At 55.7% G+C, this 20960-nt stretch carries 23 protein-coding genes; 13 read left to right on the plus strand and 10 right to left on the minus strand.

From position 1 onward, the window contains the following. The 4 genes from VFE46_14875 to nadC all read right to left on the minus strand — a co-directional run. A partial coding sequence (locus VFE46_14875; protein ID HZZ29279.1) for a hypothetical protein occupies positions 1–1519 on the minus strand: 1519 nt, incomplete at its 3' end. A 20-nt stretch (positions 1520–1539) separates the two neighbouring features. Beyond that, complete coding sequence (locus tag VFE46_14880; protein ID HZZ29280.1) at positions 1540–2361, minus strand: prepilin-type N-terminal cleavage/methylation domain-containing protein; 822 nt, start codon at positions 2359–2361, stop codon at positions 1540–1542. Positions 2362–2388: 27 nt separating this feature from the next. Further along, on the minus strand, positions 2389–2979 hold the full coding sequence (locus VFE46_14885) for a type II secretion system protein (protein HZZ29281.1): 591 nt from the start codon (positions 2977–2979) through the stop codon (positions 2389–2391). A 436-nt stretch (positions 2980–3415) separates the two neighbouring features. Then, positions 3416–4378 (minus strand): carboxylating nicotinate-nucleotide diphosphorylase, encoded by a 963-nt coding sequence (nadC, locus tag VFE46_14890; protein ID HZZ29282.1) that lies wholly within the window; start codon positions 4376–4378, stop codon positions 3416–3418. Positions 4379–4517: 139 nt separating this feature from the next. Here nadC and VFE46_14895 point away from each other — a divergent pair, with 139 nt between their 5' ends. The 3 genes from VFE46_14895 (at position 4518) to uvrB (ending at position 8622) form a co-directional block, all read left to right on the plus strand. Next, positions 4518–4919: a helix-hairpin-helix domain-containing protein gene (locus tag VFE46_14895; GenBank protein ID HZZ29283.1), complete on the plus strand. Its 402-nt coding sequence runs from the start codon at positions 4518–4520 to the stop codon at positions 4917–4919. Between the two features lie 55 nt (positions 4920–4974). Continuing rightward, entirely contained in the window at positions 4975–6339 is a 1365-nt protein-coding gene (locus VFE46_14900) for an NAD(P)/FAD-dependent oxidoreductase (protein HZZ29284.1), read from the plus strand. Positions 6340–6549: 210 nt separating this feature from the next. Further along, entirely contained in the window at positions 6550–8622 is a 2073-nt protein-coding gene (gene uvrB / locus VFE46_14905; GenBank protein ID HZZ29285.1) for an excinuclease ABC subunit UvrB, read from the plus strand. 109 nt (positions 8623–8731) lie between these two features. Here the strand turns inward: uvrB and VFE46_14910 are convergent, their stop codons facing one another. Next, positions 8732–9028 carry a hypothetical protein gene (locus tag VFE46_14910; protein HZZ29286.1) on the minus strand — a complete coding sequence of 99 codons (297 nt, stop codon included), beginning with the start codon at positions 9026–9028 and terminating at the stop codon, positions 8732–8734. 257 nt (positions 9029–9285) lie between these two features. Between VFE46_14910 and VFE46_14915 the strand changes: the two genes are divergently transcribed. Further along, entirely contained in the window at positions 9286–9765 is a 480-nt protein-coding gene (locus tag VFE46_14915; GenBank protein ID HZZ29287.1) for a hypothetical protein, read from the plus strand. Positions 9766–9901: 136 nt separating this feature from the next. Here VFE46_14915 and VFE46_14920 read toward each other — a convergent pair whose 3' ends face one another. Next, on the minus strand, positions 9902–10228 hold the full coding sequence (locus tag VFE46_14920; protein HZZ29288.1) for a hypothetical protein: 327 nt from the start codon (positions 10226–10228) through the stop codon (positions 9902–9904). On the opposite strand from VFE46_14920, the gene VFE46_14925 reads away from it, so the two are divergent. Continuing rightward, positions 10215–11132 (plus strand): HD domain-containing phosphohydrolase, encoded by a 918-nt coding sequence (locus VFE46_14925; GenBank protein ID HZZ29289.1) that lies wholly within the window; start codon positions 10215–10217, stop codon positions 11130–11132. The two genes, VFE46_14920 and VFE46_14925, sit on opposite strands and share 14 nt — an antisense overlap. Then, on the plus strand, positions 11090–11539 hold the full coding sequence (locus VFE46_14930; GenBank protein HZZ29290.1) for a hypothetical protein: 450 nt from the start codon (positions 11090–11092) through the stop codon (positions 11537–11539). Before VFE46_14925 ends, VFE46_14930 begins: the two co-directional genes overlap by 43 nt. On the opposite strand, the gene VFE46_14935 is transcribed toward VFE46_14930, so the two are convergent. Continuing rightward, positions 11523–11840: a YbjQ family protein gene (locus VFE46_14935; protein HZZ29291.1), complete on the minus strand. Its 318-nt coding sequence runs from the start codon at positions 11838–11840 to the stop codon at positions 11523–11525. The two genes, VFE46_14930 and VFE46_14935, sit on opposite strands and share 17 nt — an antisense overlap. A 154-nt stretch (positions 11841–11994) precedes the next feature. On the opposite strand from VFE46_14935, the gene VFE46_14940 reads away from it, so the two are divergent. From VFE46_14940 to VFE46_14960, 5 genes are all read left to right on the plus strand, one after another. Then, the gene (locus tag VFE46_14940; GenBank protein ID HZZ29292.1) at positions 11995–12603 is read left to right on the plus strand and encodes a sigma-70 family RNA polymerase sigma factor; all 609 of its coding nucleotides are present in this window, start codon (positions 11995–11997) and stop codon (positions 12601–12603) included. A 70-nt stretch (positions 12604–12673) separates the two neighbouring features. Continuing rightward, positions 12674–13750 (plus strand): protein kinase, encoded by a 1077-nt coding sequence (locus VFE46_14945; protein HZZ29293.1) that lies wholly within the window; start codon positions 12674–12676, stop codon positions 13748–13750. Between the two features lie 62 nt (positions 13751–13812). Continuing rightward, positions 13813–14460: a hypothetical protein gene (locus VFE46_14950; GenBank protein ID HZZ29294.1), complete on the plus strand. Its 648-nt coding sequence runs from the start codon at positions 13813–13815 to the stop codon at positions 14458–14460. Then, positions 14457–16223: a secretin N-terminal domain-containing protein gene (locus tag VFE46_14955; GenBank protein HZZ29295.1), complete on the plus strand. Its 1767-nt coding sequence runs from the start codon at positions 14457–14459 to the stop codon at positions 16221–16223. Before VFE46_14950 ends, VFE46_14955 begins: the two co-directional genes overlap by 4 nt. 62 nt (positions 16224–16285) lie before the next feature. Continuing rightward, a complete protein-coding gene (locus tag VFE46_14960; protein ID HZZ29296.1) occupies positions 16286–17086 on the plus strand; it encodes a hypothetical protein in 801 nt (266 codons plus the stop codon). Positions 17087–17261: 175 nt separating this feature from the next. On the opposite strand, the gene VFE46_14965 is transcribed toward VFE46_14960, so the two are convergent. Beyond that, entirely contained in the window at positions 17262–17525 is a 264-nt protein-coding gene (locus VFE46_14965; GenBank protein HZZ29297.1) for a BON domain-containing protein, read from the minus strand. Positions 17526–18136: 611 nt separating this feature from the next. Further along, complete coding sequence (locus VFE46_14970) at positions 18137–18508, minus strand: hypothetical protein (protein HZZ29298.1); 372 nt, start codon at positions 18506–18508, stop codon at positions 18137–18139. A 395-nt stretch (positions 18509–18903) separates the two neighbouring features. On the opposite strand from VFE46_14970, the gene VFE46_14975 reads away from it, so the two are divergent. Together VFE46_14975 and VFE46_14980 are read left to right on the plus strand one after the other, a co-directional pair. Further along, the gene (locus tag VFE46_14975) at positions 18904–19413 is read left to right on the plus strand and encodes a hypothetical protein (protein HZZ29299.1); all 510 of its coding nucleotides are present in this window, start codon (positions 18904–18906) and stop codon (positions 19411–19413) included. Between the two features lie 109 nt (positions 19414–19522). After that, on the plus strand, positions 19523–19984 hold the full coding sequence (locus VFE46_14980; protein ID HZZ29300.1) for a hypothetical protein: 462 nt from the start codon (positions 19523–19525) through the stop codon (positions 19982–19984). 225 nt (positions 19985–20209) lie between these two features. On the opposite strand, the gene VFE46_14985 is transcribed toward VFE46_14980, so the two are convergent. Then, positions 20210–20854: a BBP7 family outer membrane beta-barrel protein gene (locus VFE46_14985; GenBank protein HZZ29301.1), complete on the minus strand. Its 645-nt coding sequence runs from the start codon at positions 20852–20854 to the stop codon at positions 20210–20212. Between the last annotated feature and the right edge of the window lie 106 nt (positions 20855–20960).

The following is a 20960-nucleotide window of genomic DNA, read 5'->3' on the forward strand; positions in this document are numbered from 1 at the left end:
CGAGCCAGCTCACCAGTTCCCAGCGCAGGCCGCCATCACCGGCGGCGGCGGTATAAATGGTGACGTTATTGGTGGGCCAAACATAAGTCACCGGATTGCTTGGCGGCAAGAACGTAACACTGGGTGCCATGAGTACTCCCAGGTTGTTCATATAAATTGGAAAATACGAAATCCGATTACTGGGTGAATTCCCCAATTGAGCTTTGAATAAATTGTAAAGGGTAGTCCACCACACGCTGGAAATGTCAAATTCGTTGCGCCCTTCCAGAATAATCTTTGGCGCGACCAGGTTCCCTTGCAGCGAAGCCACTTTGGCTTGCGCGCACATTTGAAAATCGAACTTGCTGAACGTGGCGACTAGGCCGATCATGGTGGGCGCACCGCCGCTGCTGACGACCAAATCGTTGTTCGATAATAACGTCGGCAAGCGAAGCTTATTCGTCGATCCTTGCAAGGGAAGTAAATCGACCGGCGTCAGCGAAACGCCGGTGCCGCTTATCGTCACATGGCTGCCGCCGATTAAAGTTCCCTGAATGGTCGCGTTATTCCCCAACGTCACATCGCTCGACTGATAGTACAAACCCAGTGGATTAGTTACCGGATTGGCCTGCAGCGTGCTTGTAATGGTTGTGGGCGCAGTTTGCACGGTGTAAGACGGTCCGCCCGTATACAGCCGATAAGTGCTAACCGAGTTGGGAAACGTCCACTGCGACGACATGCCCGTTGTGGTGTTGTTGGTCAGCGAAACTCCCAGCGTACCGGTCAGCCAGCTTTGTACGCTGCTGTTGTTTTGATTGAATGACAACTCCAACGTGCCGGTGAAGGGTCGATAATCGGACAATGCCGCCAGGCGCATCAGATTCAAATCGCCCAGATATTGATTGGAAATGGTGGTGGTCCAAGAGTAATCGCTGCCTAACGTCACGGTGCCTTGCACGCGCACTTTGCCCTTCACTTGCACCGGCACTTGGAATTGAAAGGTGTCGTTTTTACTTTGGTACAAGGTGTAATTAGGAATAGTCGCCAAGTCGGAGGGGCCGCTGACCGTATTGCGCGGAATGAGCCGCATGACGGCCTGCAATTTGTGCGTGGCGTGCGATTGAGAATTATTGGGATCGATCGACGTGCCGGTGGAAACCAGCGTCAAGCGGTATGGATACTCGGAATAATTGGAGCTGCTGCTGGTCAGAGAACTATCGCCGGCCGTGTAGGTCACCGAATAACTGTCGTGACTGCTGAGAGTGCCGGAAATAGTCGTGCCGACGCCTCCCCAACTGCTTTGTTCCATGTTGTGAATGGCGACAGATAAACCCACCATGGCGTCTTGCCGCGCTAAATCTTGGCGGCTGGCATTCTGTTGAATGCGCAACGTCGTCGATTGGCTGCGCATGAGACCGTAGCTCATGGCCATGGTGATGGCGATCAGGCCCAACACCACCACTACCGAAATGCCGCGCCGCCCAGACGCTGGGGAACGAAAATGGCTGCCAGTGTGAGCGCGCTTAGATTCTGATTGCATCGCGTTGTTTGGCAGGAACATCACGGGGTCATCTCGTAGTAATAAGCGCACGATCCAAAGAATGGCACAGCTTGCTCGGCCACTGCATTGGTTACCAGCCATTGGCCATAGGGAATGAGTTGCAATTCCGTGCGAACCCACACCTGCCGCAAACCCGTGCTGGGGCTGCACATGCTCTGCGCCCACGGCAAGTTTTGAAAGGTCGTGCTGCCCGATTGGTATGAACTGTAACTGGCATCGCTGGGACTCAATTGCACGACAAACCGCACGGCGCCAAACGTTTGCGAGCTGCCGGTTACCGCCGTCGTGTGCAGCAAGTTGGTCAATTGCACCTTGTTCACTCCGCTTTCGGTCTTCAAACCACTGATGTACGATTTGAACGTGGCCGCGTTGCTGGGCGAAGGCATCGTGCTGGTATCGTTGGGGACCGTAATTTCGACCAGTTGATTGGCCGCCGCCGGATCAGGACAAAAAATATCGAGCTCGCTGGCCAATGGGGCTCCGCTGGAATTGGCCGGTGTTCCACTGGCCGGACGCCAAACCACTAATGTGTCGGGGAAGGTATAGCTTCCGATCGTGGTTGACACGATCCATGCGCCGCAATAGCTGACATTCGCATATGCCTGATTAATTGCTCGGTCCAGGCGATCTAGCGTCACCCGGGCATGCTGTGTGGCAGTGCCGTATCCCTGGCTGTATTCGGAGCTGATTTCAACGGCTCGAAACATCATTACCAGCGCCACTACGGTGACCGACAAAATCATGATGGAGATCATCAACTCCACCAGCGTAAGACCGCGGCGAAGGCGTAATTGAATTCGATTCGAAATTCGATTTCGCATTGTTTGGCTCGGCCCGTTCAGACGGTGTTAGATCGTCGGCACGTAAGCGAACACGCGCTTGAGGGTCACTAAGTTTCGGCTGGCGCCGTTGGGATCGGTGACATACAAACGCACTTCCACTATGCGGTAATCGCTGGTTTGGCTGGCCGAAAGCTTGGTTTGCAAATCGGTGGCGCTGACGTAATAAACGTCGACCTCGCAACGCCACGAGGAGAGAAAGCTGGCATCACGCATGCTGGAATATCGCGTGCCCCCTTGGCCATCGTCGTTTCCGATCGGAATGCCCCAAGGATCCGCAGGCGGCGTGTTGCGAATGCCGTTGTAATCGTCGATGTCGTTGTACTGCGATCGGCCCGGGCCGGCCTGCTCGGCAGACGATGGACCAAGCGTGGTTTCGTAGGGTTGGTTACGGACGGCGCAGTACATTTTGCCGGCAATTTCGTCCATCATTTGCTGTGCCAAGCCGGCAGCGATTAGTTGCTGCTGCGCGGCTTTGGTGGTTTCCAATGAGCCATACACTCCCTGTAGCAGCGCAGTGCCGGCGATGGCGGCAATGGTGGTAGCGAGCGTGGCCTCGATCAGCGTGAAACCACGGCGAAGGGGAACTTGTGACCGCATGGCAATGAATTTCGATCAGAAGGATTTAGATGCCAAAGCGGCAGCAATCTATCGACGAATTAGCAAACCACCCTGCAATTGGAATTGCGCAAAAAACGGCGCGGCAGGGTCCCCTCACGCTCCCAGCTTGCCCCGCCGCGCCAACGCCCCAGCACCCCTCCCCAAGGTACTGTGGCATTAAAACCATACTTTGAGTGCGGCCTGAGTCAAACCCGCCGCGAGAATGCCAGCGAAGGGACACAGCCCCGGCAGGATCGCTGGAAAAAGCAGCAACCCACGTTGCGAAAAGAAAACATATGGCAAACTACATCGTGCGGCCTCGGCTCGGGGAAGGTCGTGGGACAAATTAAACGTAGCCCGATTGCGTCAGTTGGGCAATTCGGCCATGTAAAACTCAAATTGTTCCACTACCGAGGACGGGCAGATTTTTTGCGGTTCAGTGCGATTTCTCAAGCCAGTCCAACCCCACATCAAGCGACGTGGCCGAGTGGGTCAGGGACCCTGCGCTGATTCGATCGACGCCTGTTTCAGCAATCGCTTTGACCGTCTCCAGCGTCACTCTCCCGGAGGCTTCCAAGGCGACGCCTGATGCTAAATGATTTCGAAGCGCCACGGCTGCGCGCAAGTTTTCCAAGCACATATTGTCCAACAGGATGATGTCAGGCCGCTCCCGCAAGACTGGCTCGAGTTGAGCAATCGAATCGACTTCGATCTCCACGATCATTTGCCGCCGCGGATCATCGTCGGGGAAGCTTTCCGCAATGAATTGCCGCGCCTGTCGTACCGCTTCGATCGGCGAAAAACGTGCGGCTCCGACTACTGTCCCTCCCAGGGCCAAATGATTATCTTTGATTAAAATCGCATCGAACAATCCTGTACGATGGTTCTGTCCGCCGCCTTGCCGAACCGCGTATTTTTCCAGCCGCCGCCAACCAGGCGTCGTTTTTCGCGTATCGTAAATGCGAGCCTTTGTGCCGGCCGCCGCTTCGACAAATCGCTTGGTCAGCGTGGCGATGCCCGACAACCGGCCGATAAAATTCAAAATCAATCGTTCCGCCGTCAACAAACTTCGGGCTGGACCTGTAATCATCGCTAACTTGGCGTCTGGCTGGATCGTTTGGCCGTCGCGGATGACCTTGCCATTCGCCGAGGCGGCGGGCAGAAAACGCATTCGGCGGTCCATTTCGTCAATGACCAATTGCACGGCCGGCAAGCCGACGATTACGCCCGCTTGCCGCGCCACCAGCGCTGCCTGACCTGTCGCTTCCATTGGCACGAGGCTAACAGTGGTCCAATCTTGGCCGCGGTCCAAGTCTTCCAAAACCGCCGCACGAATCAGCCGCCTGCATTCATCGGCGATAACGTCATCCCACTCGGTTTGATGAAATTCCTTCGGCATGGGCTACCCGATGGCACAGCGAGCTGAAAAACGCCTGATTCTCACGTCTGTACAAGCGGTCAGATACTACAGTAGAGCTTAGCGCAGCATAATCAGATTTGCGTCACGGCGGAAGAAGTGAATTCAGATCGAACGTGCCATGCCAGACGATCAACCATCCAAGCCGGCGATTTCCCCCTGGCTTTTGCGCCGTGCCGATCAGGCGGTGGTTGCCGGTTTTTGTTTGTTCGCGCTGCTGGCATTGGCTATTTACTTCATCGCGCAAGGCGGTCTGCGAGGCCGACTAATCGAAATCGACCATGCCGATCATGTGACTGCCGGCTTCAAGGTCGACGTCAACACGGCCGACTGGCCGGAGCTCATCACGATTCCGGAAATCGGCCAAACATTGGCACAACGGATTGTGGAATATCGTCGGCAGCACGGCCCGTTTCAAGCCGTCGACGATTTGCGGCATGTCCGCGGCATCGGCCCCAAAACACTGGAACGGTTGAAAGCTTACGTATTGCCGATTAGCGCCCCCAGCGTCGTTCAGAAGTGAACTGCTTGGATGAAGCGTCAGCTCGCTCTGCAGTCAAATCGCAAAGGCACAAGAGATGGCATCGTCGGATCAGGCTGCTCGGCAACAGACCGATGTCGTGATCGTGGGGGCGGGCGCGGCGGGAATGGCCGCAGCCTACGATTTGGCTGAGGCAGGTCGCTCCGTTCTGGTATTGGAAGCGCGGCCGCGCATCGGCGGCCGGATTTTAACGCTTCACGATCCTGCATTTGGAATGCCCGTCGAATTGGGCGCCGAATTTGTACATGGAAGTCCACCGGCGACGTGGAACCTGATCCGCCGAGCAAAGCTGGTTGCCCACGATGTGCCATTTCAACAATGGGAGCGACGCGGCAAGCAGCTAATCCATTCGAATGACGCCTCCAACGAATTGAACAAAGTGATGGCAGGCCTGGCAAGAATCGGCCCGCACGACATGAGCTTTGCCCAATACTTGCGGAAGCATTGCCAAGGCCGTGGACTGGCGCATGCTCGCCGCATGGCAACCACGTTTGTCGAAGGTTTTGATGCAGCAGATCCGGAGCGCATCAGCGCTAAGTCTTTGGCCGAAGAACAAGAAGGATTGGCTGATCTGGAACACGAAAAGCAGTTTCGTTTGCAAGCCGGCTATGGCTCTCTGATGGAACATTTATACGCGGGTGCAAAACGCAAAAATGTAAAAGTGGTATTGAAACGTGTTGTGTCAGACGTGAAATGGAAGCCGGGCAGCGTGGAAATATCTTGCGTCGGTCATGGGCGGAAAACTTATTGTTCAAGATTTGCAATCACCACACTGCCGCTTGGCATCTTGCAACTCCCGCCCAAGACCAACGGCGCCGTCCGCTTCTCTCCCAATTTGCCCCAAAAGCGTGAGGCCGCCATGCGGATTGGTTTTGGCCCAGTCGTCAAATTGGTTCTCAAGTTTCACGAGCCGTTTTGGGAAGACCGGCGGTTGGTGCGCCACCAAACGCTGGCCGGCAATCTAAAAGACGCCGTATTTTTTCACGACACCCAGGCCACATTCCCAACAATTTGGACGATGCTGCCTCTGCGATTGCCCATTTTGACTGCCTGGGCGGGCGGACCACGAGCAAATGTGCTTTCGGACCTTTCGAAAGCAGAACTTGTGGAAGCCGCGCTTGATTCGGTGAGCCACGTTTTCGGCTTGAGCAAGCAAAAACTCACCGTGCTATTGGACAAAGTTCTCACGCATAATTGGCCGGCCGATCCATTCTCGCGGGGCGCCTATAGTTACGAAATGGTCAACGGCAGTGCAGCTCGCGCGCAGCTGGCGAAACCCATCGAAAACACTCTTTTTTTTGCGGGCGAGGCAACCGACAACACCGGTCAAGCCAGCACCGTGGCAGGAGCGTTGGCTAGTGGGCAAAGAGCCGCTCGACAAATACTGGCATGCGGCGATTGACTCTATGATGAAAAAGTCACTCGCACCCGTTAACATTCGCAGCGAAGAGCAAATTGGTTGTAATCACTGTAATTAACGCTTTTTAGGCCCTGCGCTCCTAATTGAATCGGCCGAGAAACCCACTGAGCTACTCTTGGCCGTGGCCAAGCTCTCGTAACCGCGCTAAAATGAAGGATTCGGCAAACTCTAACGGAACTGTAGGAGCGCGGCGTGCAATTTCAGCTTACCAGCCCGTTTCAACCCGCCGGTGATCAGCCGCAGGCCATTGCGGCACTTATCGATGGATTGCGCGCCGGCCGCAAACAACAAGTGCTGTTGGGCGTAACCGGGTCGGGCAAAACGTTCACGATGGCCAACGTCATCCAGAACGTGCAGCGGCCTACGCTGGTGCTGTCGCACAACAAAACGCTGGCGGCGCAACTTTATTCCGAGTTTAAGGAGTTCTTCCCCCACAACGCCGTTCATTATTTCGTCAGTTATTACGACTACTACCAGCCCGAAGCGTACATTCCACAGCGCGATATTTATATCGAGAAAGATGCCTCGATCAATCAGGAAATTGATCGGTTACGGCTGGCCACCACCAGCGCGCTGGTCAGCCGGCGAGATGTCATCATCGTGGCCAGCGTTTCTTGCATTTACGGCTTGGGCTCGCCGGAAGATTATCGCAGCATGATGGTCGGATTGCGCGTGGGCGAACAGACCGACCGCGACCATGTGCTGCGAAAACTGGTCGACATTCATTATGAACGCAACGACATTGAATTCGCCCGCACAAAGTTTCGAGTGCGGGGCGATTGCGTGGAGTTGTGGCCTGCCTATGAAGAATACGCCTATCGCATCGAGTTTTGGGGCGATGAAATCGAAAAGCTGTCGATCATCAATCCCACCAGCGGCGAAACCATCGAACGGCTGGAAACCGTCTACATTTATCCGGCCAAGCACTTCGTGATGCCCGAAGAGCGCATTCACGCCGCGGTGGATAGCATCAAAAAGGAATTAGAGGACCGGCTGGAAGAATTCAAAAATCATAACAAGCTGCTGGAATCGCAGCGGCTGGCCGCCCGCACCCGGTTCGATATCGAAATGATGCAAGAGATGGGCTATTGCCCGGGCATCGAGAATTACAGCCGCCCGCTTTCCGGCCGGCCGCCGGGCAGCACTCCTGATACGCTGTACAATTTTTTCCCAGACGATTTTTTGCTGTTTGTCGACGAATCGCACGTTACCGTGCCGCAAGTGCGGGGCATGTTCGCCGGCGATTACAGCCGCAAAAGCACGCTGGTAGAGCACGGTTTCCGCTTGCCCAGCGCGCTCGACAATCGCCCGCTGAAATTCGAGGAGTGGGAAAAGAAAATCAACCAAGTGATTTACGTTTCCGCCACGCCGGGGCCATACGAACTGCAGCAAGCCGGCGGGGAATTTGTGGAGCAAGTGATTCGCCCGACGGGCTTGTTGGACCCCGTAATCGAAATTCATCCGGCGCGCGGCCAAGTGCCGCATCTTTTGGAAGCCATCAAAAAACGGTCTGCCGCCGGACAGCGGACGTTGGTGACCACGCTCACGAAGCGGCTGGCAGAAGATTTATCGTTCTACTTGGCCGAGCAGGGCGTGAAATGCAAATGGCTGCACAGTGAGCTGGATGCCTTTGAGCGCGTCGAATTGTTGCGAGATTTGCGCATCGGGCGGTTCGAAGCGCTGGTGGGCGTCAATTTGCTGCGTGAAGGATTAGATTTGCCCGAGGTGTCGCTGGTGGCGATTTTAGATGCCGATAAAGAAGGCTTTTTGCGCAGTGAAACTTCGCTGTTGCAAACTATCGGCCGCGCAGCCCGCAACGTGGATGCCACCGTTATTTTGTATGCCGACTCGGTTACGAATTCCATGCAAAACGCCATTGAGGAAACCAATCGCCGCCGCGCCATGCAAGAACAATACAACCGCGAGCACGGAATCACGCCGGTGAGCATTCAAAAAGCCATCCGCGATGGCATTGAAGCCGAAGCCGCCGCTCACGCTCGGGCCAATGCCGCGGTGGGCCGTACCGACGAAGCCCAATACATTACGGAGGAGTACCTCGGCGAGTTGGAAGCCGAGATGTATGCCGCCGCAGAAGCGTTGGAATTTGAACGTGCCGGCGTCATCCGAGATCGCATTACGAAAATGCGCGATTCGATGGGCAAAAAAGTAGGCGAGGTCGATTTCCACGCCGACGAAAATGGACACGGCCGCGGCAAACGCCGTCGCCATAGTGGCCGCGTGCCACGACCCAAAAAGTTGAGCTGAAAGCGCCTAGATGGTGCGCGAAAAATGCAACCAGCCCATGGGTTACAATCCCTGGACTGGTTGAAAGTCGGCGCCGCGAATCCCAGAGAGCACTTGTCGCGGGGGTACCCTATTTTTGCGGCGACTGTTGGGCGTCTTGGATCGATTTGTTCGCACCATCCATCGTTTTTGCGACGGGGGTATTGGCGGCATCGGTTTGTTGCTTCACCGAGTCAGTGGCGGCTTTCATCATTTCGGTGCCGGCCTTCATTTGGTCGGTGGCGGCATCCATCAGTTTTGCATTTTGCTTCTGTGCATCTTCCATCATTTTATTTGCTGCATCGACGGTCTTGTCGTTGCTGTTATTGCAACCGGCAACGATCAAACCAACCGCGAGCAACGTCGTTAGAAGAATGAGTTTCTGCATGCTAATTTCCTTTGTGTTTGGAAAACGTAAAACACCGCCTGAGTTGCTACGTACCGGCAAAGTTTACCAGACCGGCATAATCGAATCACTGCCAGCTGGATCGCCGCCGCGTGCCAAACCGCGCTAATTTTGCCGGCCGTGCCGTCCGAATCGAGATATAGTGCTGCCCACGAAGCCCGCTGAGTGATTTGCAATTTGCAAACCATGCGCGTTTGCAGTTCGCAACTGTGGATTCCTTTTGCCGGAGAATTTCGTCCATGAAGACTGCCTGGCCGGACTGTGTCGCTGCCGTAGCAATAGTGACCGTTTTGAGCGGTGCCTGGGTGGCAAAAAACCTTCGTGCCGATGATGCTCCGCAGCCGCTGCGCGTGCAATCGGCCACTCCCGCCAATGCGGTCAAGCCGTCGAGCGCCACCAGCAGCATTCCGATCATTTCGCCGGGCGAAATTGCCGCCACGCCAGAAATGTGGTTTTACGAACAGGCAATGCGCCGCTACGACGATCCCAAAAACGGCGTTCGCGCGGCCGCCGAGTTCGAAGCCAACCAACGGCGCGCACGCATCGCTGCGATGCAATGGTATGGCTATTCCAATCTCCGGCCAGCGTCGGGTATTGATCCCTTTGCCGGTCCCCTGCAACCCACTTGGATTGGCAATGGCTACAATCGCTTTACTTGGATCGCTCCGGCCCATCCGGCGGCGGTGTGGGCAATTCCCGGCGTGTCAGGTGGATATTGAATTGCCCGTGGGCGAGGAGCACCGGACGGGCTCTGTTCCCTCGGTGCATTTGAAGGGCTACGCCGGCAAATCGAAATCGGGCGGAATGCAGTTCGAGCGTTACCACTGGTTCATTTATCTATTTGGCAACTGGCAATTAGGGTTCGTAAAAAATCGCCACCTGGGACTTGCCTGGGAGCGAATAAAACGAACAGTCGCGCCACTCCGATCTTCCGGCCGGGCTGGTTTGACCTCGGCTGCCAGTAACGTAGATATCCTCAATTGATTGTGCCATAGCAGTTGAGTTCTGCGCTGGATAAAGTTCCGCACGCTGCTGCTGTGACACAACCCAATAAGCCAGCAGAATGGTTTTCTCTTTCGGGGCAGTCGCACGCAGAGGGTTGTCGGTGGTGAACGCTCTCAATTCGTTGCTGAAGAACGATGGCTTAATGCCCATCGCGGTGGAAACTTTGCGTTCGGCCACGAACCTAGATTTCGACCTCTATTTTCCGCCCGAAGGCGACCGTCCCGCCAAATTGTATCGCCAGCAGAACGTGCCCTGCACGAGTGCCGATTTTGAGCGGCTCTTAGAACATGGCGTGCAAACCTTATACATTCCCACCAACACCGCCAAAGCTTATCGGGAACATCTCAAGCAAAACGTACTGAACGACCAACGCATTCCCGTGGGACAAAGGTTGCAACTGCTGAAAGATGCCGCCCGAGTAACGTTTAACGATGCGCTGCATAGCGGCGATCCGGATCAAATCACCACCATTGCCCATGAGTTTGGCGAGGAACTGACCCAACTGTTCCACGGCAATGATTATGTTTTGAGCGATTTAGTAACACTAATGCTGCACGATTACTCCACGTTCACTCACATGACTCACGTGGCGACGTACTCGATTATGTTGGCCCGTGAACTGGGATTCAACAACCCGGCGGAACTTTCGGAAATCGCCAAAGGCGGACTACTGCACGATGTCGGGAAACGATTTATCTCGGTTCGCATTTTGGAAAAACCCGACCGGCTGGATGAAAAAGAAATGGGTGTGATCCGGGAACATCCCCGGTGCGGATTTGCGGAATTGTGCCTCCGCAACGATATTTCTTGGGGGGCGTTGATGATGGTTTATCAGCATCACGAGCGCTGCCAGGGGAGCGGGTACCCGGTGGGTTCGGTGACCGATGAAATTCATCCTTGGGCGCGGATTTGCGCCATTGCCGACGTGTTCGACGCCATGCGCAGCAATCGCGCGTATCACAAAAGCAATGCGGTCGGCGAGGTGCTGGCATATTTAAAAAAACAGGCCGGTTCAGGTTTCGACCAGGAGATGATTCAATGTTGGAGCACGATGATCGAAGGGAAAGTTTTGCAGCCCTAATCGATTCGTTTCCCTGCCAGGTACAGCTGCCGCCGGAGGAACGCGCCAACTTTGAGAAGCGCGGGACCACACCCGCGGCCAACGACGAACGCAGGCGCTACCAGCGCGTGCATTGCCGAAGCTTCCAAAATCGGGCCGGACTGCAATATCAATCGGCGTTGCCCAGCTTGCAGCGCGAGGCCTCCTGGCACAATGTGTATATTGCCAATGTCTCGCGCGATGGAATCGCTTTTTTGCACAGCGAGCAATTGTATCCGCGCGAGCAAATGCGGATGCTACTGCGTAGCGGCCAAATGCTGAGTGTGGAAGTGGTCGATTGTCGCCGGATGGGGCCAGCGTGCTTCGAAATCGGAGCGCACGTTTCGGCCGGGCAAAATACCGATGAGACGGTTAACGAGTCAACTTGACCGCCGTGCCATAGCACAGCACTTCGGTAGCGCCCTGCATGAATTCCGTGGTGTCGTAGCGCACGGCGATCACGGCATCTGCACCCCGCTCGGCCGCATGTTGCTCCATCCGTTCGTAGGCTTCTTCCCGGGCATGCTCGCACACCTGGGCATACGATTCGATGTTGCCCCCGACAATGGCCTTTAGCCCGCCCATCAATCCCTGTGCGATATTAGGGGACCGGACCACAATTCCCCGCACCAGGCCGATATAGGATGTGATTTTGTACCCTTCGACTTCGTTGCCAGTAGTAACGACCATAAAAGCCTCCTGAAAAAACTTGAAAACGACCAAAAGTTTCACGGAACTGCCGAATTGTCTGACAGCATACTTCAAGTTTTTTCCGGCGTCAGTGTCAGAAAGCAGCATTCCAGGTGTGTATGTTATAAGAAGCCCATCCCTGCGCCACACGCCTATGAGCCCATCGCCAGAAACGCGGCCGAGCTTGCTCGTGCGGTTGACCGACCGCGCCGATCAGGCTGCGTGGCAAGAGTTTGCGAACATTTACACTCCCGTGGTATATCGGTTGGCACTCCGCCGGGGCCTGCAGCATGCCGACGCCGAAGACCTTTCGCAGCAGGTACTCACGGCCATCTCCAAAGCCATCGACCGCTGGCAAACCGATCCCACGCGGGCAAAATTCCGCACGTGGCTGCATCGCATTGCTCAAAACCAGATTATCAATGCCCTGACCCGTGCCGCCCCCGATCGGGCCACCGGCGATCCGACGGTGATGGAAAACTTAAACGAGCAGGCTGCCCTGGCTTCCGATTCCGAGGTGGTTCGCCTGGAACTACGCCGGGAAGTGTTTCGTTGGGCTGCCGAGCAAATTCGCCATGAATTTCGTCCCGCCACGTGGAATGCCTTCTGGCTAACGGCCGTCGAAAATTTAACCGTCGAGCAAACCGCAAAGCGGCTGGAGCTTTCGTGCGGTGCAATTTACGCAGCCCGCAGCCGAATTATGCGGTGGCTGAAGGAAAAAGTTTGCGAATTTGACGACGAGGCCGAAACAGCGGAAGAATAAAATCGGCGACCAGCGCTGTCAGATTTTCGCAATCGCCGTGTGAATTCAGTTAGAGCGAAGCATCCACCCCATGAACAACTCCCGACAAACTTGCGATTTGCAGCGCATTGAAGGCTGCCTGAGCGATTCGCTCAGCGACGAGGAGCGATCGGCATTCGAAGCGCATTTGGAAACCTGCGCGAATTGCCGCCAAGCGCTGGAATCGAGCGCCGCGGCGGAAACCGATTGGCAATTGGCGCGCAAATACCTTAGTTCCGATGCTGCTCTGCCGCTGGTTTCAGGAGAGGATCGGGGTCAGGGCGCTTCTAGCTTTACCTCTGGAAATCGAAATTCAAGTGCCGAATCAGAAGCTGCGAATGCCGCGCAACGCGAATCGGTCGATAGTGTGCTTTCCAGCCTCGCTCCCACCGACGATCCGCGAATGTTGGGACGGTTGGGGGGTTACGAAATCGCCGGTGTTGTCGGGCGAGGCGGCATGGGAGTGGTGCTAAAGGCGCTCGATCCGGCCCTGAACCGCTACGTGGCCATCAAGGTACTTGCTCCACAACTGGCCACCAGCGGCGCCGCTCGGCAACGGTTTGCCCGTGAAGCGCGGGCAGCGGCTTCGGTCGTGCACGAAAATGTGGTGGCCATTCATGCCGTGGCGGATTCCGGGCCCCTGCCCTATTTCGTCATGCCTTACTTGCGCGGCTCGTCGTTGCAAAAACGGCTCGATGCCCACGGCCCGCTAGGGGTTTCGGAAATCTTGCGCGTGGCCGTGCAAATTGCGGCCGGGCTTTCCGCCGCCCATGCCCAAGGATTAGTGCATCGCGATATTAAGCCCGCCAACATCATGCTGGAAGATGGCGTGGAGCGCTTGAAAATTACCGACTTTGGCCTGGCCCGTGCTGCCGATGACGCCAGCCTCACGCGGACCGGTGTGATTGCCGGCACGCCGCAGTTTATGTCGCCCGAGCAAGCGCGCGGCGAATTGGTCGATTCTCGCAGCGATTTGTTCAGCCTCGCGAGCGTAATGTATGCCATGTGCACGGGCCGGCCGCCGTTTCGGGCTGAAACCAGTTACGGCACTCTGCACCGAATTTGCGATGCCCAGCCGCATGGCATTCGCGAAATCAATCCGGAAATTCCGCCCTGGCTGTCGCCCTGATTGGCCAACTACACGAAAAAAATCCCGACGACCGTTTTCAAACCGCCCAGGAAGTCACCCATTTGCTGGAACAATGCTTGGCGCATTTGCGGCAGCCGGAGGCCGTATTGCTGCCGGCGGCGGTCGTGACGCTTGTTTCACAAAAGACCGATTCGAACCCCCCGCGGCGCGCCGCATGGCACAATCGCTCTATCCCACAATGCCTGCGGCGCGCCGCTTCTGTCCTGCTCACTGGCTATTGGCCGTCGACAACACGCAGCCGAATTGCCGCAGCGGCAACTTTAAGTGCCGCCGTGATTGCAGCCGCAATGGTTGTATTCCGATTCTGGCCAAGCGCAGAAACCGTCCCCGGACCCGCGCAGCAAAGTTTTAATATGCCCAATCCGTTGGCGGCGGAAACGCCACTGGGCGATCAACCCGGCGCGGCAGATTTCTCTGGTTTTATCGATGGCCCGTCAGCATCCGCCTGGGACAATGACGACCTGGCGTTGCAGATTTCACAGCTACAATCGCAAATCACCGAGCTGGAAAACCGTTTGTCGGCGCTAAAAGGCCTGGAGTCGTCGGCACCTGCCGGCGGCCAGCAAACCTCCTCCGGCAACTCGCCTATCCGAAGTCCAGGCACCGAAGCGCCGCAGCAAACCAAATCCGATCACCCGAATCCTGTCCCGTCCACACCTGTTCCGCCCACGCAGGAGTCCAAACCATGAAACTTACAACGATTCACGTCGCCACGCTGGCCGTATTGATGTACGGCTTATCGTCTGCAGCCTATTTACTGGGCGAAGATGCTTTTCCAGCGGCAACATCGCCACCGCCGGCTGTTCCTGCGGTGCCTCCTGGCGCCGCAACGCCCACAGTTGCGCCCACACCTGGTACGCCAGTGCCCCCTTCGGGTGCGCCCTATCTCGTCGCTCCAACGACACCGATGGCTCCTTCTGTAATTCCCCGTCCAGCGCTCTTGAACGATGGCGGTAAAAAGTCAGAGGACGAGTTAAAAATTTTGGAATTGAAGAACGCCGATGCTGAAACCTCGGCGCAGCAATTACGCAGCCTGATCCCTGGCAATCTGACGATTGTTCCCGACGAGCGAACCAACTCGCTCATTATTCGCGGCAAGCCGGAAGAGTGCGCCAAGGCCGAAGCGCTGCTGCTGAAACTCGACCAAACCGAAACGAAAAACCCCACTGCCTCAGCACCAGCTCGAAGAGGGCGATCCTCAGTTGGCCCAGGCGCTCCCGCCACCGCAACATTAGTCGCGCCCAACGGAGCAACCATGAGCGCGGGGAACGGAACCCTTACCATCGACGGCGGTAAAGCAACGATTAGTTCCGGAGGAGGAGGAGGAAGCTCAGGCACAAATAGCTCGGCCGGCCGCCACAAATTCGAAATCCACACGTTTCAGCTGAAACATGCCAATTCCAACGACGTTTACAACTCGCTGATGGCGACATTCAAAGAAGCGTTGTCCAAACCCGGCGCGGGTGCCAACTGGAATTTATCGGATGACAGGCACATCAACGACCTGATCGTCACCGCACCCAAAGAAGATTTCCCGCAGATTGATGCCTTAATTACCCAGCTCGATAGTTCCGACGCTCTCCAGCCTGCCTCCGACGCTTTGACCGATGCCGCCAAGCAATTATCCAATGCCTCCAAACGATTATCCAACACCGATGCCGCACTCCAGCAGGCGCAAACCACCCAGCAGCTCTACAACAACCTGATTCAACAAGTTCAAAGTCTGCCTGCCGCCCAGCAACCGCAGTTCGAAAAGGTGTTGAAGCAATTTGAGGAAACGCAGCGCCGGCTTGCTGACCAAACCGCAGTACAATCGCAACTACGTGAAGACATGGCTCGGCGGAACCAGGAATTACGCAAACGCTACGAGGAACAAGCGCGGCGCAACACCGAAGATGCCGAGCAAATGATGAAAACCCAGGCCTTGCAGCAGCGTCTTAACGCCCTGGCCAACGATATTCGCACGTTAACCAGCAAGTCCGGCGACGCTCCTTCCGATCAACAAAAATCCGAGATCGAGGCCCTCAAAGCAAAATTGAAAGACACACTTTCCCGGCAATTCGACGATCAGCAAAAAAGCGAATCGGACGAACTTCAGCAACTGCGCGAGCGGCTGGAGAAACTCGAAAAGGAAATTTCCGACCGCGCCCAAAGCCGCAACCAAGTTATCCAGCAGCGGCTCAATGGTTTGCTTTCCGCCAACAGGGCGGCACTGCCGAATTCCGGCACCATGCCCGTCAGGATAACCTCGCCGCAACTGATTCTGGATAACGTTCCAGGCAGTGGCACATTGCAACTCGATGCTAGCACGCCAGGAACCATTACCCTTACGCAGCCCGTAACCATCAGTCCAGCCACGAATGATTTCCAGCCAGCCAGCGGCAAACCGACGGCGGACCCCAGTTCCGATCAGCATGATGTCGACCCCGCGACAGGCGAAGGACAGAAATAACCTGGCCCCTCCCTTTCGACCGCCCGCCGCGTAAAATAGCATGGGCGAAAGGAAGGTGTACCATGGAACGGCGCGTAAGTTTGGCGACGATGTGGATCGGCGTGATGCTGCTGGGTGTTTGTTTCTCTGCGGCTGCCAAAGCTCAAGTTGCGATCTGGCCGAACTTGGTCGTCGCCCCCTGTGTGCGCGTAGAGTGGGATTGCCACCACGTCCACGTGTGTGCACCGTATGTCAATTTGAATATCGATCTACGCTGCTGCGGTTGCGGCGGCGGTCCCGCGAGCTGTGCGGAAACTATCGGCGCGCCGGTGCCGGCGTTTGGCGGGTACCATCACCCCACGCGGCAACAAATTGCCACGGCCGCCGATAAACTGAACCACGCCCTCGCGCAATTTCAAACCGCCGACAGTTGGCGGCATTATTTGGCGCTCGGCGATTTGGCGCTTGCCGATACAGCCCACGACGACGCGTCTCAGAATTCGTCCACGCAGCAGCAACCGGCCGATTCCGCGCAGGCGGCTTCCACACTCCTCGCCGCATTGCGGCACTTCGATGCGGCCAACGCCAATGCGCAATACCAGGTCATCACGGCCCTGCCCGATTTCCAGCATGCGCACACGCTCCTGGCAAATTACATGGCCCAGCAACCGAGTGCGTCGGGCAAACTATCATGGATTGCGCCGATCGCATCGATGCGGCCCGTTACTTCGAAGGGTACTCCGCGTGGCTGGGCAGTGGACACTGCGCGATTGCCTGCTGGCAATAGCATTCCGATATTTACGGAAGAAAACATTCGGCCAGCGGAGATTGCTCAGTCCTTGCCCGAAGAGTTACCGCCCCCTGTGCCGCAGCGCGGAACCTAATCTGCACTTCCACAGGCAACAACGACGGTCGGCTTAGCTTGCCTCACTTGTTGCGGTGAATGGGACGTCGGCTGTTGAACCTTGCTTCCGGAAGTTCTAACAGACCGCACATCCTTCAATCACCGCAACAAAATAAGAGGCCTGGGGCCGCCCTCGGGGGAGTGAGGGAGGAGCGTTAGGCAACAACGGCAGCCCCAGGCATGGTTCCAATGACATCCACTTCATTAATCAACTGCCGCACACCTATTACGCGGCGGCAAATTTGATTACATAATTGTTTTTCGTAAAAGGTATAAACTCGGCCGGTCAGTGTAACGACGCCTGCTTGTGCCCGGACTTCCAAATACCGCAGCGCCGGAACGTGCTTGCCTTCCAAGAAGCTGATCACGTGAAGTTCTAATTCCCGGTCACTTACAGGCAAGGCGTGCGAGTCGGGCATGAGTTTCATCCTGGAAACAATCCGTTACGGCGTGCAAAGCAACTCAGGCTCACAGGCGATTGTCGCCAAACATTCCCGACGATTTGGCCAGCGGCACAGTCATCAGGGTTTTCAGCGATTTGCGTTTACTGGAGTAAGGTTCCGCCTGTCCTCGCAGCATTCAAGCTTTTCGGATCGTTTTCCTTTCGTTATTTTGTTTCTGATTTACTGAATCGTTGAATTTGCTTTTGATGTGAGCATTGGTTTGCAATGCATGTGCCAATCTCTCGGCGTTCGCATCAAAAGGCCCAACATATTTTTCGTCCGTGGAACTAAGTTGTGTGGTGGTAATCGATTACCAACTTCATGCGAGGGATAGATTAGTTTTCCATCAAGCCGAAATTCTTTTTCGCTGGCAATCCGCCGCAGAAAAATGCCTGGAAACCAAGCACGTTTTTGCCCGCTAGACGTGCAGCACAATCAAAACAATTAGAACATGGTTAAAGGAGTTAACTTGCGGGGTGAATGCCGATTTTCGGTGAGAGAGAAACTTCTCCGATTGTCCGCTTGCCGGCATGATGGCGAACGTTTGCTTCGGTCACCGGAGTCGTCAGCAAACAAATGCACAAAACTCAGCAGATCTGTCCATGCATTGCCCAGAAACGGTCATAATTTTTGTACACAAAATGCGGGAATTTTTTTCTGCGCCAAAATGAATTTGTTTTGTCGGGCGATGGATGAAGAACCGTCGAAAAATCCCGCGGGCCATCATCGGGGCCTAAGACAAAAGGCGAACGGTTTTGTTTTCCGCAACGTGAATTGCGGCTTTGTGCGTCGGCTAACTTCCCAAACGCAAATAGTTTGCGAAACCATGCGCCCTGTGACAGAAAATCATAGCGATGTAGATAAGTCGTCAGTTGCTGGCAAGCCGTCAGTTTCCGGCGCACGGCGAAGTACGCCGGAAACCACGACGCGTGGCGGCAGACGGCGCGCACCGTGATCACGAGGATTCAAGTTAAATGACTCAATTGCCAAAGAACGAAAGTTTGCACGCAGCATGGTAGTATACAGATGTACCGTTCGTCAATTCTCGAATTGGGCCATCCAGACAATCGCTCGCATCGTGCTGCTGGTCGGCGCCAGCGGAACCACCAGCATACTTGAACCGGGCTGTTAAGTACGGCGCTAGCGATAAGCCGAGAAAGCCACTGTCGCTGGCGATGATGACGAAGTTGGATTAATAATTATCAGATATGCGGTGAATGCAACTAATCTGCCACCATGCGGGCTATAAATATGCTAATGAAATGCGAACTTCTACAAACTGAATTGGCACACCTGGTAGAATCGGGGCATGAACGTCTTCTATCCTGTGATTGCCCGTGAGCGGATACCAGCTATGCTCGGAATTGCGGCGTTGGGCGCAGTGTTGGCCGGGTGCTATGGAATTCTGCACGATCAAGTGAGCTACACCATTTCACCGGAGTATTTCACGAAGCTGAAATTTCACCAATTTTGGTATGCAAACTTCGGCTGGCCCCAACGGATTTATGCCTCGGAAGTTGGATTCCTGGCAAGCTGGTGGGTGGGGTTGATCGGCGGCTGGATTCTTGCCCGGCTGGGGCTCGACCGAGTTCCGCAACAGCGGGCGTGTATCAAGCGGGCATTTGCGATGGTTTTTGCAATCGCGGTTGTCGTTGGCGCTATTGGATTGGCACTAGGATCATACGTCGCGCACCATACCGATCTGAACGGATGGAAAGATTGGCGCGACAACTTGGATTTGCAGGATCTGCCGGCGTTTGTCACCGTGGCATATTTACACTGGGCGAGCTATTTGGGCGCCCTGCTAGGAATTGCGACCGCCGGGGTATATGTGAGAAGAGTCATTCGTACCGCCGGGATTTAGCCGCGGCCTTTGGCCGAGGGTTGGAGCGGTAAGAAATTGGAAATCGATTGGCAGTGCAACCCCCGGGCGGAGCCCGGGGCTAAGGGATGGTTTTGTCTATTCATGGGCAATGGGCATAGCGACCGCGTTCGTGACGGCAACTTCGTATGGGACATGGTTGCCCGGTGATTTGCGCGGGTATGTCGAGGACTCCGTCATTTTGCCAGCGAGTCCGCGATTGTTGGAATTTGCGCAAGCGCAACTGAGGCACGAGCCGGTGTTGTTCACGCCGAATCAGCAAACGCAATTATTTGTCGCGCTGGCGAACGCATGCAAAGAATTTGACTACCGTCTGTCGGACGCCAGCGTGGAAACGTGGCATTTGCATTGGATTGTCGATCACGACGGCAACGTGAGTGAAATGGTGGGGCGATTGAAAAATCGGATGCGGCAAGCGCTGGATCAAGGCCGAATTTGGACAGCCGGATATTGGGATCGGACACTTACTAATGAAACAGCACTGCGGCAAGCGCAAAAGTACATTGCAAAACATTCCGGATGCCGAATGAGCGGTGGAAAATCGCTGAGTTAAGCGGCCACTGCGGGTTTAGCCCCGGCCTTTGGCCGAGGGTTGGAGCGGCAAGAAGTTGGAAATCAATTGGCGGTGCGACCCCCCGGGCGGAGCCCGGGGCTAATGCGCCGATTGGAAATTGGAAATCGATTGGCAGTTTCACCCCCGGGCAGAGCCCGGGGCTAAAACTGCCGCGCTCCATCCGATCGCGATTGTTGAATCCGTTGCGAATCAGAAATTGCCTTGCTACCACGCGAAATCGAGCCCGACCGTGGCGCCCTGGTAGAACAAACGGCCGTCGTCGCTTACGTTCCTGAGCAGGCTGGGATTTAACAGACTCCGATTGGCCGCGTCGGCGGCCAGCGCGAGATCGGTCAGCCAGAGCAGCTGATATCCGCCGCGAATGGCAATATGATTCGTCAGGGTGTACGTTGCCGAAAAATCGAGCTCGCCCACGAAGGGAGTAGTGGAATCTCGACCGGTAAAACTGCCGATGCGCGTTCCGACGGGGCCAAATTCCGTAATGCCGCCATCGTCCGCATTTCCAAAGACGCCCACCTTGCCGACGATGTGGATTTGCAGCGGATTGCAGTGATCGAATGGTGCCCAGTCGGCGCCGATCTGGCCGCCATACAAGTGGTTATTATAGTCATAATTGCCCTCGGCGACGGTGCTGTTGAGGCGATATGTCACGTTGTCTTTCAATTCGACCCAGCGAAACCCAACCAGCAGTGCAAGTTGATCCCACTCTTGATGCCGCCAGTTGATTTCGGAACTATCTAATTTGGTGAGTGCGTGCCCGTCGAAGAGTGTGTTTGCCGGACCGGTAAATCCCGCCCCGATGAAGGCGCCGGGCGTTCTAGAGCGCTCTTCATCTAGCTCTAGCGCCATGCCGGCAAATTAGTTAAGCTACGCAGCAACTTGAACAAGGAGGTTGCTGTGGCACCGTATTCGAGGGAGTTTCGTCGAGACGTACTTGCCGCCTGTGATACGGGTG

It is taken from the genome of Pirellulales bacterium (genome assembly GCA_035656635.1).
Classification (GTDB): Bacteria; Planctomycetota; Planctomycetia; order Pirellulales; family JADZDJ01; genus DATJYL01.

What these genes read in the sequence shown, in the direction of transcription:
- VFE46_14945 (HZZ29293.1), top strand. Translation starts at nt 12,674, where the DNA reads ATGAACAACTCCCGACAAACTTGCGATTTGCAGCGCATTGAAGGCTGC.
- VFE46_14885 (HZZ29281.1), bottom strand. Translation starts at nt 2,979, where the DNA reads ATGCGGTCACAAGTTCCCCTTCGCCGTGGTTTCACGCTGATCGAGGCC.
- VFE46_14940 (HZZ29292.1), top strand. Translation starts at nt 11,995, where the DNA reads ATGAGCCCATCGCCAGAAACGCGGCCGAGCTTGCTCGTGCGGTTGACC.
- VFE46_14915 (HZZ29287.1), top strand. Translation starts at nt 9,286, where the DNA reads ATGAAGACTGCCTGGCCGGACTGTGTCGCTGCCGTAGCAATAGTGACC.
- VFE46_14965 (HZZ29297.1), bottom strand. Translation starts at nt 17,525, where the DNA reads ATGCCCGACTCGCACGCCTTGCCTGTAAGTGACCGGGAATTAGAACTT.
- VFE46_14980 (HZZ29300.1), top strand. Translation starts at nt 19,523, where the DNA reads ATGGGCATAGCGACCGCGTTCGTGACGGCAACTTCGTATGGGACATGG.
- nadC (HZZ29282.1), bottom strand. Translation starts at nt 4,378, where the DNA reads ATGCCGAAGGAATTTCATCAAACCGAGTGGGATGACGTTATCGCCGAT.
- VFE46_14900 (HZZ29284.1), top strand. Translation starts at nt 4,975, where the DNA reads ATGGCATCGTCGGATCAGGCTGCTCGGCAACAGACCGATGTCGTGATC.
- VFE46_14880 (HZZ29280.1), bottom strand. Translation starts at nt 2,361, where the DNA reads ATGCGAAATCGAATTTCGAATCGAATTCAATTACGCCTTCGCCGCGGT.
- VFE46_14985 (HZZ29301.1), bottom strand. Translation starts at nt 20,854, where the DNA reads ATGGCGCTAGAGCTAGATGAAGAGCGCTCTAGAACGCCCGGCGCCTTC.
- VFE46_14895 (HZZ29283.1), top strand. Translation starts at nt 4,518, where the DNA reads ATGCCAGACGATCAACCATCCAAGCCGGCGATTTCCCCCTGGCTTTTG.
- VFE46_14960 (HZZ29296.1), top strand. Translation starts at nt 16,286, where the DNA reads ATGGAACGGCGCGTAAGTTTGGCGACGATGTGGATCGGCGTGATGCTG.
- VFE46_14910 (HZZ29286.1), bottom strand. Translation starts at nt 9,028, where the DNA reads ATGCAGAAACTCATTCTTCTAACGACGTTGCTCGCGGTTGGTTTGATC.
- VFE46_14930 (HZZ29290.1), top strand. Translation starts at nt 11,090, where the DNA reads ATGTTGGAGCACGATGATCGAAGGGAAAGTTTTGCAGCCCTAATCGAT.
- VFE46_14955 (HZZ29295.1), top strand. Translation starts at nt 14,457, where the DNA reads ATGAAACTTACAACGATTCACGTCGCCACGCTGGCCGTATTGATGTAC.
- VFE46_14975 (HZZ29299.1), top strand. Translation starts at nt 18,904, where the DNA reads ATGCTCGGAATTGCGGCGTTGGGCGCAGTGTTGGCCGGGTGCTATGGA.
- VFE46_14935 (HZZ29291.1), bottom strand. Translation starts at nt 11,840, where the DNA reads ATGGTCGTTACTACTGGCAACGAAGTCGAAGGGTACAAAATCACATCC.